Annotated in this window: 7 protein-coding genes; 4 read left to right on the forward strand and 3 right to left on the reverse strand. The window is 57.5% G+C overall.

The window, feature by feature from the left end; translation table 11 throughout:
* Positions 1–177 precede the first annotated feature (177 nt).
* Complete coding sequence (locus PA598K_RS03945) at positions 178–3,999, reverse strand: malectin domain-containing carbohydrate-binding protein (protein WP_128655602.1); 3,822 nt, start codon at positions 3,997–3,999, stop codon at positions 178–180.
* Positions 4,000–4,317: 318 nt separating this feature from the next.
* Between PA598K_RS03945 and PA598K_RS03950 the strand changes: the two genes are divergently transcribed.
* The 4 genes from PA598K_RS03950 to PA598K_RS03965 are packed head-to-tail and all read left to right on the forward strand — an operon-like array spanning position 4,318 to position 10,556.
* Positions 4,318–6,999, forward strand: a complete 2,682-nt coding sequence (locus PA598K_RS03950; RefSeq protein ID WP_128655603.1) for an alpha-mannosidase — start codon at positions 4,318–4,320, stop codon at positions 6,997–6,999.
* Positions 7,000–7,040: 41 nt separating this feature from the next.
* On the forward strand, positions 7,041–7,988 hold the full coding sequence (locus PA598K_RS03955) for an ABC transporter permease (protein WP_128655604.1): 948 nt from the start codon (positions 7,041–7,043) through the stop codon (positions 7,986–7,988).
* 20 nt (positions 7,989–8,008) lie between these two features.
* A complete protein-coding gene (locus PA598K_RS03960) occupies positions 8,009–8,899 on the forward strand; it encodes a carbohydrate ABC transporter permease (RefSeq protein WP_185601534.1) in 891 nt (296 codons plus the stop codon).
* A 43-nt stretch (positions 8,900–8,942) separates the two neighbouring features.
* Complete coding sequence (locus tag PA598K_RS03965) at positions 8,943–10,556, forward strand: hypothetical protein (protein ID WP_128655606.1); 1,614 nt, start codon at positions 8,943–8,945, stop codon at positions 10,554–10,556.
* A gap of 51 nt (positions 10,557–10,607) precedes the next feature.
* On the opposite strand, the gene PA598K_RS03970 is transcribed toward PA598K_RS03965, so the two are convergent.
* Positions 10,608–12,413 (reverse strand): sensor histidine kinase, encoded by a 1,806-nt coding sequence (locus PA598K_RS03970; protein WP_185601536.1) that lies wholly within the window; start codon positions 12,411–12,413, stop codon positions 10,608–10,610.
* Positions 12,400–14,034, reverse strand: a complete 1,635-nt coding sequence (locus PA598K_RS03975) for a response regulator (protein WP_260405256.1) — start codon at positions 14,032–14,034, stop codon at positions 12,400–12,402. The genes PA598K_RS03970 and PA598K_RS03975 overlap by 14 nt, the downstream gene beginning before the upstream one ends.
* Positions 14,035–14,166: the final 132 nt, after the last annotated feature.

Below are 14,166 nucleotides of genomic sequence, written 5' to 3' on the forward strand. Positions count from 1 at the left end.
GATTCGGCGGTGAGTGGCGCAACTTGTGCGATATTTCGCACAGACCGGGGCGATATGGACGGTTAGTGTTCTAGTATACAAAAGCAAAAGCCGAGCGGGAACATGCCGCTCGGCTTTGTTGCGCTTAGCTACCTTTCCGACTTAGCTCCCTCTCTAATCGTTCAGCGCCCAGACGTCTCAGCGCGTCCGCACGACCTGGATCGCGTTGACGGCTGCGGCATCGGCGAGTGCGCTGAAGTCGATGTCGAGGACGCCGTCCGTGACGTCGAGGTTGCTAAAGGTGTACTTGCGCGCCTTATCGTGTCCCAGCGCACCCGTATAGTTGTCATAACCCGCCAGCATGTTGGCGCCTTCGATATCTACATTGAAGATGCGCATCCCCGCTGCGTTGAAGTGAATCTCTGCGAATTCCAAAATGACGTTGTACGTGCCGTTCGGTACATTGAACTTGTAGGAGAAGGGCTGGCCGCCGCTGCCGAAGCGCTGCGTCCGGTACAACGCCTGGTCGCTCGTCCCGGATATCGTATCCGTAGTGGAGCCGACGGCTGTCGTGGCGCTCGTATATCCCCATGTATTGCTGCCGGTATAAGGTTGATCCGCTGCCCAGACGCGTCCTGCGCTATCGGTGTAGGCTGTCGCAGAGCCGACATTGACCCGCTGCTCGTAGCCGTCAACGACCGTGATGGTCCAGGTCTTGAGCTCGCCGAAGGTAGCGACGCCATCCTGGATCATCCCGGCGCTGAAGGTATAGGTCCCCGGCGTCGTCGGCGCCTCGATGGCGAAGCTGAAGCTCTTCCGCTGGCTCGGCATCACCGTATCCGAGTTGGTCAAGAAGATGCGCTGATTGGTCGGACTCAAGCTGTAGCCGCCGGTGCCGTATTCGCTCCAGACGAATGCATTGGCAGGACCGGCATACAGTCTGTAGTTCGCTGCGCTAGTCCATGCGGTGGCTCCTGCGTTTTGAACCTCCAGATTCAGAGCGGCCTTGGTTCCTGCCGCCATCACAGTCGGCACCTCCCATGCCGCGAACTTGGCGTCGCGCGGCTCGGCTACGCGGAGAGTGAACGTCTTCACCGTGCTGAAGCTTGAGCTGCCCTTACTCAGTTGCGCCGAGAGCGTATAGTTGCCCGGGGTGCTCGGCGCAGTCACGAAGAAGGAGAAGGTCTTGGCTTGCTCGGTTCGGATACGCTCGGTTGCGCCCAACTGGACGCTCTGATTGGTTGCGCTGACGCTCGTGCCCCCGTGAGGGAAGCCGCTCCAGATCAACTGATTCGTACTGGCGCTCTTGAGCGTATACTGGCCGGCGCGCGTCCAGTCGTTCGACCCCGTATTGCGGAAGCCGATCGAGACCGGGACGATATCGCCGGGCGCAACATAGGCCGGAATATTGTCATAGAAGCTGACGGCGTCGTCGGCCGCCGCGCCAGCCGGGGTGACCCGGATATCGTAGATGCCCTTATCGCCGAAGGACGCGACGCCATCCTGGATCATCTGGACAGCCAGGCTATAGACGCCACGCGTGCGCGGCGCTGCGATAGAGAAGCTGAAGGTCTTGCTCGTCCCGGGCGCGATGCTGTCCGTCGCGCTCAGGAACACCCGCTGATCGCGGACGCTGTTGCTGTATCCGCCGCTGGCAAATGCGCTCCACGCCACCTGGTTGTCCGCTGGAATAGCGGCCAGACGGAAGTTAGCGGCAGGCGTCCAGGTAGCGGTGCCGATGTTCTTGACGGTAACTGCGATGGTGGACACCTGCTCCTCCGTCATGACGGAAGGCACGGTGACAGCCGTAATCCGCGCGGCCTGTGCCGGCGCAGGGACGACCTGGATCGTCTGCTTGCGGTTGTCGCCGAAGCCCGCCACGCCATCCCGGATCATTGACGCGCCGAACAGATAATTGCCCGGAGCGGCAGGCGCTTGCACCTGGAAGGCGAAGGTCTTAATCTGCTGCGGCTCGATGTGATCAGTCGCTGCCAGATACACCCGTTGATTGTTGGAAGCCAGGGCATAACCTCCGTCCTGGAAGTCGCTCCATGCAAGCGTATTGTCCGTCGTCGCGGCCAGGCGGAACAGATCCGTTGCGGTCCAGGTTGCGCTGCCGACATTGCGGACCGTGACGGATGCCGTATACTTCTCCCCTGCGATCATCTGCTCGGGTAGCTGAAGGTCGAGGAGGATCGCGTCGTTCGCCACGTTGCCCTTGACCTTTTGACGGATCAGCGAAGCGTAGGCGTACGGGTCGACCGCCTCGTATTGATACTCCGGGTGCTCGGCCTGGATTTTTTTCATGACCTGATGGATATATTCGGTCGAGGTGAAGGCTGGCTTGATGTAGAGAAAGTTGGGCGTTGCCCCCGGGCTCGGCAGAGCGGCAGTCGCGTTGTAGATATGGGCGGCTTGTGCTTGCACATCGTTGGTGGCGATCGGTACGTTATCGTTCATCACGACCATGTTCGTGCTCCGTACATCTGGCTTGGGCGAGCGGAGATTGGGATTGTAGAACAGCGACAGGTCGTTGGAGAAGTAGCGGTACACCTCCTCCGAGGAGGGAGTGACGACACCGGCATTGCCATTGAGGACAAAACCTGACATCGTATAGCCGGTCGAGCGGTAAAGTCGCTCGTTCCAGCCCTTCCAGACAGCGACATCCTTCACATAGTCGGGATTGGCATACCCGCCCGCTCCCGCTCCAGCGACCAGGTAGTCGCCCGGCGTCGCCGTATCGTACAGATATTGCAGCATATCCCCGGCATTGCGAGTAGCCGGCACGATGTTCCACGCGATCGGCGTCTTGCCCCGGGCGGGATCGGCGTTCCATACATAAGGGAATTGGTAATGGATGGTGGAGGCATCATGATCGCCCATGCCCCACAGGATATACGTTTTGTTGGCGAGCGTGGGCCGGCTGCCTGCCGTATGGGCTGGCTTCAGTTGCGTCGCCACCGGAGCCCACCAGTGGATGGACATATTGGCGTCGCCCATCGTATCGAGGATGCTGACGATTGCCGCATTGTATTTGGAGAGCAGCTCCACGACCTTCCATTCGCCTTGGAATTCCGTATACGTACCTTTGCCCCCATACGTCGAATACTTGTCCCACCAGGGGAAGAAGCCATACACCTCGATCATATCTCGCTGGCCATGCAGCGTATAAGCCGACTGCAGGATAGCCAGGAACGTCTCCAGATCCTTGCCTAGCGTCTGATTGGGCGCATCGAAGGGGCGCTCGTCGCCCCACGGGCTCAGGTCGAAGACGAAGCCCTTGCGCATGACGAGGATGTCGCGGGCGGCCACATATTCCTGCGAGTGGGTGGCGGGCAGCCTGGCGTAGGCGTCTTCGATGTAGCCGAGCACGCCGGCATCGGCAAGCCCGCTATCGAGATACTGCTGCTTGGCCCACACATAAGCGTCCGTCTTGGCGTTGGGACCGCTGAACTGATCGACCAGAGTGCGCGTAACCGAGAGACTGTTGGGGGCGGCGGTCAGACGGGCATGCAGCCGCCCGCCTCCCATGACGGCCGGGGTTCGCTCGATGCCGGCGATCGTCGTTGCCACGTTGGCGGTGGCATCGACCTTGGGGTCCCAGAGGACCAGTCCGGCGAGGTCGCTGCGGAAGGTCTCGACGAGCGCCTCAAGCGAGGGAATCGGGCTCAGCGTATACTGGCTGAGCCATTGCCCGGGCTTGCGGAAGGTCTCCAGCCACTTCTCATCGATCTGCATCGCTTGCGTCGGCGTGATGGACGGGGTCTGTACATAGAAGGAATTGTAGACGTACAAACGCGGCCCCTTCTGATTAACGATCCCTTGCAGCGTGGTGACGAATAGCTTGATATCGTAAGATTCGGCGGTGTTGAACGAGCCGGAGACCTGCCGCAGGTCGAACGTATAAAGGATAGGATAGGCGGCGGCATCGGCCTGTCGGATCTGCCAGTGGGTCAACCCGGTGAAGGCGAGCGTGAAGATAAGACATAGCTTGAAGAAGCGATTCAAGTTTGTGAACATAAAGCACCCTCCGATACGATGGATTTGTATGCCAGTCCAGTATAAGAGAGCGCAGAACGTTCAGACATCAAAAATTCTACGCATACGTTTCATTATTCTACACATTTTGTATCCGCTTACACGGGAGTCGAGGACAAGGGCTTCAAATATGCGGAGTGTATTTCTGACGCTGTAGGATACTAAACGGTTTGTGTAGGATTATGGCTGTTTAATTGCGTGGCGGCATCCTACAATAAAAAAGTCGATGCAGGCGCGGTTAACGTTTGAAAGCGATTGCTGCCTTGCAGCGCATGTAAAAGCATCTTGTCAGGAGGACCCATGACACCGAAAAAAACCTATCACTTTATCGCCCACACCCACTGGGATCGCGAATGGTACATGACCTTTGAGCAATTCCGTTATCGTCTGGTTGAATTGATCGACAAGCTGCTCGATCTGCTGGAGCGCGACCCTGCGTTCAAGACCTTCCACCTCGACGGTCAGACGATCGTGCTGGATGACTACTGCGCGCTGCGACCGCATCAGCGGCCGCGACTGGAGAAGCTGATTCGCGAGGGGCGAATCCTGATCGGTCCCTGGTATCAGCAAAACGATCTGTATCTGACGAGCGCCGAGTCGACCATACGCAGTCTGATGGAGGGCATCCGCGCCTCGCGCAGACTTGGCGGAGAGATGAAGATCGGCTATCTGCCCGACCACTTCGGACTGATCGGCCAGATGCCGCAGCTCTTCCGGGACGTAGGCATCGATAATTGCGTATTTGGCCGCGCTTACGACGCGGGAAAGCACGGCAGCCCGTTCTTCCGCTGGCAGTCGCCGGACGGCTCCGAGGTGACGGGACTGCAGCTCTATTATTGGTACAACAGCGCTCAGCGCCTGCCTGCCGATCCGGATCGACTGCGAGCGGTCTTCGATCTGATCCGGACGCGCGAGGAGCGCATCAATCCGACCTCGCATTATCCGATGATGAACGGAGTGGATCATCTCGAAGCGCAGGAGGACTTGCCGGAGGTGCTCGAGCAGCTCCGCAGGCTGTACGGAGATGAGATCGATGTGGTGCACAGCACGCTGCCGGACTATGTGAGCGGCGTGCTGCAGGAGATGGCAGCGCAGCCGCCAGGGACCTACCCCGTCCTGCGGGGCGAGCTTCGGGAAGCGCCGGAATACAATATCCTGGCAGGCACCCTGTCCAGCCGTCTCTATATCAAGCAAGCGAATGCGCAGTGTCATGATCTGATCGAGAAGTGGCTGGAGCCGTTGTCCACCTGGTGCGCGATGCTGGAGCTGGACCGTTGCGATCAGGACGCGATCGGTTATATCTGGCGGTTATATATGGAGAATCATCCGCATGACAGTATCTGCGGCTGCAGTCAGGACGCCGTCCACGATCAGATGATGGATCGATATCGGCGGCTGGAGGAGCTGACCGGCGTCATCATCGAGCGCAAGCTGCAGCGGCTCGCCAGACAGGTGGACGCCCAAGGATACGATCCGGACGACCAGAAGCTGCTCGTCGTCAACACCTCGCAGTTGGAGGGGGCGGGCGTCATCCGGACGCCGATCTACTTCCTGGCCAATGAATCCGTGTCCTCCTTCGGCATCGAGGATGCGGACGGGCAATCGATGTCCTACCGTCTCGTAAGCGAGGAGCCGAGCCGCGTACAAGTGATCAGTCCGATCAACCTGCCTGGCGTCATCGAGGTCCAGCGCTGCGAGATCGAATGGAGGCCCAGCGTGCCCGCATCGGGCTTCGCCGCCTATCGCGTGCGTCAGCATCGGCCCGGGGCGAGACTGGAGGACGCGCCAGTGTCGAAGCCGCTCGTGCTGGAGAACGGACATCTGCTCGTCGAGCTGCAAGCCGATGGCACCTTCCATGTGCTGCACAAGTCGTCAGGCCGACAGCTCCGTCATCAGGGCCGACTGCACAACGCGGGCGATCGCGGCGACCTGTATGTGTTCAAGTCGCTGGAAGGAGAGGCGGCGTCCTGCTGGGACGAAGCGGTCGAATGGGTGTCCCGGACCGATAACGTGCTGTACCAGGAAGCCGTCTACCGTATCGTATGGCAGCTGCCAGCCGGTCTGGATGCGACCAAGCAAGCGATGCTGGCGGAGACCGTACCCTGCGCCTTCCAGGTCGCGCTCAGGCTGGAGGCCGACTCCGAGCATGTGAGCATCCGGGTGCAGCTCGACAATCAGGCCAAGGATCATCGTCTGCGGATGCTGTTCCCGCTCGAGGAGCCGGCGCGCAAGGTGCTGGCGGGAGGGCAGCTCGATGTCGTGGAGCGCAGATGGGACAGCGGCAGCGAGTGGGAGCGGGACGCCAACTCGCAGCCCTTCTGGAAATGGCTGGCCCCTGTAGACGACCAAGGCGGCACGGCGATCTTCGCCAAAGGTCTCTATGAGTACGAGATGCTCGATGAAGGCAGGACGGCAGGCGTGACGCTGCTCCGCTGCGTAGAGACGATCCATCTGCGGGATACGGTCTACATGGAGCAGGACAGACAGCCGAAGGCCCAGTGCATCGGGGCGCATACGCTCGAGCTGGCGCTGCGGCCCTTTGCGGAGCTGTCCGCAACCCGGCTCTATCAGGAGGCCGAGCGCTATCATCAGGGGGTGATGACCGAGCTGCTGCCGATCGATGAGGACAAGTGGAATCAGGGACGAGCCTGGGTGCAGGATACGTCGCATGGCGATCTGTTCAAGCTGCCCGACCCGAATGCGCACAAGCCTGCGCTGCCCCCCATCTACTGTCCGCTCCGGGTGGAGGGCGACATCATGGTGTCGGCGCTCAAGTGGGCCGAGGATGGCGGAGGCCCCGTCGTCCGGCTGTACAATGTGGAGTCCCGACCAGTCGAGGCGAGCGTGTCCGCAGCTGTGCCGCTCAAGGGAGCTGTCCGCACCAATAGCATCGAGGAGCCGCAAGGCGAACTGGAGGCGACAGACGACTGGATCTCGAGCGTCATCGCGGCCAAGACGTTTGTGACGTATAAGCTGATTTAGACGATCGCGACAGCGCCAGTAAGACGCAAGGAGGCTAGCATATGTCGACATCATTACTACCAAGCAAGCGCTTGAAGGAATCGTCCCTGAGCAAGGAGCTGTGGAATAATCGTTATCTGTACCTGTTTGTATTGCCGGGCGTCGTCTGGTTCCTCATGTTCTGTTACCAGCCGATGTACGGCATCCTGATCGCCTTCAAGGACTATGACATTATCGAGGGCGTGATGGCCAGCGAGTGGGTAGGACTGGCGAACTTTAGAGAGTTTTTTAACAGCCCGAACTTTTCGGTCATTCTGACCAACAGTATCGCCATCAGCCTGCTGAAGCTGATGTTTGGATTTCCGGCGCCGATCATCCTGGCGATTCTGCTTAACGAGGCTCGCAGCATCGTGTTCAAGCGGATCGCGCAGACGATATCCTACCTGCCGTTTTTTGTCTCCTGGGTCGTCGTGGCAGGCATCTGGTACGAGTTGTTCAGTACGGACGGCGGGGTGGTCAATCAACTGCTCGCGTCGCTGGGTCTGATCGATGAGCCGATCTTCTGGTTTGGTGATCCGGATCTGATCTGGGGCATGATCGTTGCCTCCGATGTCTGGAAGGGCATCGGCTTCGGGACGATCATCTATCTGGCTTCCATTATGTCGGTCAATACCGATCTGTACGAATCGGCCGTGATCGATGGTGCACATCGGCTCCGGCAGATCTGGCACATTACGCTGCCGGCCATCCGGCCGACGATCATCCTGCTGTTCATCCTCAATATGGCGGGCATTCTCGATGCGGGCTTCGAGCAGGTCTATGTCATGCAGAACCCGATGCTGCTCGACAAAGCGGAGATCATCGATACGTATGTCATGAAGATGGGGATATTCCGGGCCCAATATGAATTGGCGACCGCAGTCGGGCTGTTCAAGTCCATGATCGGGATGATCGCGTTGTTTACGTTGAACTTTTTAATTAAGAAAACAGGCGAAGAAGGAATCTTCTAGGGGGGAAGGGGGACGTCAGCTTGATTATTTCCAGAGGAGAGAAACTCTTTCAAGGGGTCAATTATGTGTTTCTAACCGCACTCTCCTTCCTGTTTGTTTATCCGTTTTGGCGGATTGCCGCATTGTCCTTCAGCGAAGGATACGAAGCCTCCAAGGGCGGTATTCATTTTTGGCCCAGAGCCTTTACATGGGATAACTACAAGGCAATCTTCGCCCGCAGCGATATTCTGGATGCCTATGCCATCACGATCGGCCGAACGCTGATCGGCGCGACGTTATCCATCCTGCTCGTATCGCTGATGGCCTACGGTTTGTCCAAGAATAGACTGCGCGGGCGGCAGCTCATCAATCTGATGCTGATCGTGACGTTGTTTTTCAACGGCGGCTTGATCCCCACCTATCTTTTGTTCAAGTCGCTGGGGCTGCTGAACAGCTTTTGGGTCTATGTCGTGCCCTCGTTGTATGGCGCTTCGACAGTATTTATCTTCCGTTCCTTTTTCCGGGCGCTGCCCAAGGAGCTGGAGGAGTCGGCCCACATCGACGGGGCCAACGATCTAACCGTGTATCTGAAGATCGTCGTCCCGCTGAGCCTGCCGATCTTCGCGACGATGGGACTGTTCTCGGCCGTTGGCCACTGGAATGACTACATGACCGCGACGCTGTATGTGACCAAGCAGGACCTGATCCCCGTGCAATCCTTGCTGATGAAGATTCTCGATCTGAATCGCTCGGGCAAGCCGGGCTCCTCCTTTGGCATGGTCGATCTGGTCAACGGCACGAAACGCACGGTCACCGCGCAGTCGATCAAGATGGCGACCTTGGTCGTGGTCGTTTTCCCGATCATGTGCGTCTATCCGTTTTTGCAAAAGTACTTCGTCAAAGGCGTGATCATCGGTTCTTTGAAAGGCTAAGGAATCTTGATATTATAAACCGAATGGAAAGGGTGGTCTTACCATGAAAAAGAGATGGAAATGGCTCTCAAGCGCGCTTGCGCTCAGCGTCATCGCGACATCGCTCGTCGCCTGCAGCGGCGGCAACAACACGAAGAAGGAGGAGGAGCAGCCGCTGCCGACGAACACATCGGACAAGGCGGAGACCAAAGAGGACCCGCTCGTGGTCAATATGCTGCTTATCGGGGATACGATCCTGCCCAAAGAAAACAATCCGATGCATCAGTGGCTGTTGGAACACAAAAATATCGACCTGCGCTTTTCCTTGGCGAACGGCGAGGTTTCCGACCAGATGAACATGCTGCTGGCGGGCGGAGAGCTCCCGGATGTCGTCCGTTACGTGACGAACGAGCTGAGCAATTCGATCGCTAACAAATGGGCCGACGCCGGACTCTCGATTCGTACCGATGAGCTATTGGCAAAGTATCCGAACCTGCTGAAGTATAGCGACTCCGATTATAACGCTGCTGTATTCGCCAATAAAAAAGACGGCAGTATGAATGTGATCCCAAGCAATCCGGCGAGTCATCCGGACGTTGCGCAGAAGATTCTCGGCTTCTTTGTCAAGGAGGATTGGCTGAAGCAGGTAGGCATGGAGGCGCCCAAAACAACCGATGAATTATTCGAGGTGCTGATGGCCTTCAAGGAGCAAATCGCCAATGTCGACGGCAAGCCGATCATCCCGATGTCGCTGGACCACATGGGGCGCCAGAACTTCATGTACACCTGGACCAAAAATTGGTACGACCTCTCGGAGGATCACAAAACGCTGTACTGGTGGTTCAACCATCCGAACATCGAGGAATATATGGTATTCATGAACAAGCTGTATGTGAACGGTCTGCTCGATCGCGAATTCCTGACGCAGCAGCCGGATCAATATCAAGCCAAGCTCAGCTCGGGCCGCGTAGGTATCACCTTCCAGACCCATGTGCCGATGGATACGGCGAACGGCGTCCTGAAAGCGTCCGATCCGAACAGCCGTTATGTGCCTAACCCGCCGATCCGCCAGGAAGGGCTGCCGCTTCCGATCTACGCCTCGACCTCTTACGGCATGTTCGAAGGCATCGTGATTTCCAAGAAGTTTGCAGCGAACGAGCGCAATCTGGAGCGGTTTATGGAGTTCCTGGACTGGAATGCCACGAACGAAGGCTCTTTCTTCCTGAGTCATGGGGTAGATAGCGAGTATTATGTGAAAAATGCCGATGGCTTGTATGAGCCGAAGCCGGAGGTCAAGGCGGAGCTGGATAAGGGAGATGCCGTATTCGAGGCCAGCGAAGGGCTGAAATTCTACAATCTGCTGAAGTATCCTGTCCTTCCGAGCATGGAAGTGAAGGCGGGGACGGAGGAGTTCATCATGGGCGAGACGATCTGGGCGGAAGGCTATACGGTTGACGACAATCTGTTCAATCCCGCAGGCACGGGGCCGGAGTGGGATAAGCATTGGGGCAATCTGTGGCCCGAGATCGACAAGTGGCAGGCCAAGGCAATCTTTGCCAAAGACGAAGCGGAAGCGCGCAAGGTAACGCAAGAAATGCTCGCACACTTCGAAAAAATCGGCGCGCCCGAGGTGACCGAGGAGAAGCTGCGTTTGATCGAAGAATACCTGAACAAGTAAAAACTGAATCGACGGTAGCAGACACGCCCTGGCCAGAAGCCGACCGGACGATCACGTATGTCTGATCGTCCGGTTGTTGGCGTGCTCGTCGAGGACGGGGATGCGGATGACGACTCGGGTGCCCTTGCCCAGCTCGCTGTACAAGCGGACGCCGTAGGCGTGTCCGTATTGCAACTGAATTTTCTCATGGACATTATGGATACCGTAGCCCCCGTGGCTCACATATTGATGGTGGGCAGGGAGGGTCATGCCGACGCCGTCATCCTCCACCTCGAATACGATGCAGGACGCCTCCGCGGAGAGGTAGCCCTTCAGGACGATACGGGTTGCGCCTTCCTTCTGTTCGGCGCCGTGCAGGATGGCGTTTTCCACGAACGGCTGCAGGATCAGCTTAAGCGTCGGGTAAGAGAGGATGCGATCCTCTACGTCCAGGTCGAAGCTGATCTTGTCCTCCAGTCGGACCTTCTGGATCCCGACATAGGCCTGGACATGGCGGATTTCTTCGCTGATCCGCAGATGAGGCTTGCCCGAATTGAGCGAGAGGCGGTAAAAGGTCGCCAGGTTGTTCACCATCTTTATTATCTTCCCGGATTCGCGATCGGCGGCCATCCAGTTGATCGTCGCCAGCGTATTGTACAGAAAATGCGGGTTAATCTGGGCTTGCAACGATTTGATCTCCGATTCCTTTTGCAATTGCTGGCTCGTCCGCAGCTGCTCGATCAGCTCACGTATTCGTTTGATCATCCGATTGTAGTTGCGAATCAACAGACCGATCTCGTCTCGCCCGTCGACCGAAGGTCCCAGCTCCAGCGCCAGATCCTCCTGGCTCTCCATATGCTTGGCCAGCAGCGAGATCCGGCGCGTGAGAACGCTGGAGATCGCCAGGGTGAGCAGGATGCTGATCGCAATACAGACGAGCAGGATGAGGATGGTAAACTGCCGCATCGACTGCGCGCTGAGCATGAGGGCATTCATCGGCACCTCGAGCACATATCGCCAGCCGGAGGAAGCGTTGGTCTGGTACAAGACCAGCTTCCGGTCGTGCTTCGTCAGCCATCCCCCGGCATCCGCAGCCTCCGGCTGGAGGATGGAGGCGAGGGAGGCGCTGGGCTTCTGCTCGGGATGGCTGAGGAATTGGGTCTGCCCCTCGTCGCTCATAATGTAGAACAGCTCTCCGGGCGAGTGCTCGCTGAACATCTGGTTCTCGAAGATGTCTCGGGTCTTCAACTGCATCTCGACGATCCCGACGAGCTGATCGTGATTGTACATGATCGGCTTGAGGATCGAGATGAGCGACCGGCTGTCATCGACCGTCCACATCGTAGCGTTCGACAGCGCGATCAGGCTCGCCAGATTATCCTCGTCCAGATCGGCGAAGTACTTGTCGTACCATGCTTGTCCCGTAGCATAGGACATATCGATAATCGTATGCTCGGCATCGGAGACGCTTGGCTTGTCTGGAAACGTGCCGATATCTGGAATAGTCATATTGTTTTTGTAGATGATGATGTTTTTTACCGCCGGATAGCGAGATTCCAGCTCGAAAATCGAGCGCAGATTATCCAGATATTGATAGGAGTAATCGGCAGGCGAAGAGTAACGCGTATTCAGAGCGGCGACAAACCTCGGATTGGTAATGTAGGCGTGAAGCAGCTCCTGATGCGTATTCATCTTGTAATCGATATTCATGACGACCTGATTGAGCGTCTGACTGTAGGACTTGCTCGATTGATTATAAATGTAGGTCTGGATCTTGTGATAGGTCAGCAGTCCGACCAGACTGACCGCGAAGATCATCAGACTGCCGTAGCAGATAAGCAGCTTGTTGCGCAGCTTGATATTGTTAATCCTGTTCATCGGCGCGCGCTCCATTGTTTTGAGGCTTCGAGCCTTGGTCCCGGTACTCCTTGGGGCTGATGCCGTACATATTTTTGAAGACGACGCTAAAGTAAGAGGTGCTGTTATACCCGGTCTGCTCGGCCACCTCGTAGATGCGCACCGATTCATCCTTGAGCAGCTGGATCGCTCGCTTCATCCGTATCCGGGTGAGATAATCGATGATGCTCTCGCCGATATGGGCCTTGAACAGGTTGGAGATATAATTGGGCGTCAGATGAATCCGCTTCGCGAGCTCGTCGATGGTGATCGGCTCGGCATAATGCGTCTCCAGCAAATGAACGATTTTTTCGATCACGGCCCCGTTTTTCCGCGTACGCTTGGCGCTGAGGCGCTGGCAGACGGCGAGCGTAGTCTCCCGCAGCCACGCATGGAAGTCCGGCAGCGTATCGCATGCATCCATACGCTTCCATAGGTCATGCTCTTCGCCGAACACCGCTTCTTTTTTTTCGTTGGCGTCCTGCAGCATGAGGATGAGGCTGCTTATCGTACGGTAGCAGAATGTCCGGATGAAGGGCTTGGCGTCGGCAGACATCCGAACGAATTCCTCGAAGATGGCTCTTACGGCCTGCTCCGCCAGCTCGCTATTGCCGACCTCTACGGCCTGGATCATCTGCTCGTAACAAGCGTCAAGGTTGGCCGCTACAGGCTGCTCCGTCTCGATGTCCCGATAATAGATCGTTTTCCCTCGGCCCAGGTGGAATTTTTGTCTTGCTGCCGCCTCAGCCTCCTTGTATGCTTCGTGCATCTGATCGAGCCGCGATCTGCGGTTGGCGACCCCGATCGTCAAGCGATCGCGGTACGGCAGCTGCAACGTCTCCCGCACCTCGCGGATGACCTCGGCCACCCTGGACGAGGGCTGCGAATCGGAGGCGTAGAGCAGGATGACGTATTCATCCTGCTTGCTCTGGAAGGCTTGTCCTTGGCCGCATCCGATCACAGGCAAGCGCGCGAGCTGGGCGTACAGCTGCATATAAGCGAGCTCTGTCCGGGCGTCGCTCCGGGGAGGATCCTGAGGCACATCGACCTGCAGCAGCAGCAGATCATAGCCATGTGCAGGCACCGGAAGCGAGAGCGCAGCCATCCGATAGCGGATCGTCTCTTCGTCCCGCAGGAAGCCGTGCAGCATATGCTGGAACAGCTTCTCGGCGAGCAACGGCTGGCTCTCCTGGAGCTGCTCCTGCAAGGAGACGAATGTCTGCTGCATGTGCCGCTCTTGCAGCATCGCGGCATGGAGCTGATCCAGCTCTTGCTCGAGCTGATCCATCATGATCGGCTTCAGCAGATATGCATACGCTTTCAACTCGATGGCGGTTCGGGCATATTCGAAGTCATTGTAGCCGCTGATGATGAGGATTTTGACCTGCGGGTTGACGTGTCGGGCCCGCTCGGCCAGCTCCAGGCCATTCATCTTGGGCATCTTGATATCGGTGATGAGCAGATCGATGCCGCTGCGCTCCATCAGCTCCAGTGCCTGCAAGCCATCCTCCGCCAAGCCTGCCACCTGCATCCCGTAGGCCTCCCAGTCCACATGCCTGGCGATGCCTTCGCGTTGGATCCGTTCGTCGTCTGCGATAATCACATTCAGCAATGTTAGCTCCCCCCGTCTGACTGTAGCTGTTATGCTCTCTAAGTCTTACTATACATGGCGGGACGGCTGCTATATAGAGCGGTTTAGGCGAGCAGACGCAATTTATTGCAATTTTGTAGAATA

Origin of the sequence: Paenibacillus sp. 598K (assembly GCF_003851045.1) — a bacterium.
Classification (GTDB): domain Bacteria; phylum Bacillota; class Bacilli; order Paenibacillales; family Paenibacillaceae; genus Paenibacillus_D.

Coding starts and splice junctions, on each gene's coding strand:
- PA598K_RS03970 (WP_185601536.1), bottom strand. CDS start 12,413: ATGAACAGGATTAACAATATCAAGCTGCGCAACAAGCTGCTTATCTGC.
- PA598K_RS03945 (WP_128655602.1), bottom strand. CDS start 3,999: ATGTTCACAAACTTGAATCGCTTCTTCAAGCTATGTCTTATCTTCACG.
- PA598K_RS03955 (WP_128655604.1), top strand. CDS start 7,041: ATGTCGACATCATTACTACCAAGCAAGCGCTTGAAGGAATCGTCCCTG.
- PA598K_RS03965 (WP_128655606.1), top strand. CDS start 8,943: ATGAAAAAGAGATGGAAATGGCTCTCAAGCGCGCTTGCGCTCAGCGTC.
- PA598K_RS03950 (WP_128655603.1), top strand. CDS start 4,318: ATGACACCGAAAAAAACCTATCACTTTATCGCCCACACCCACTGGGAT.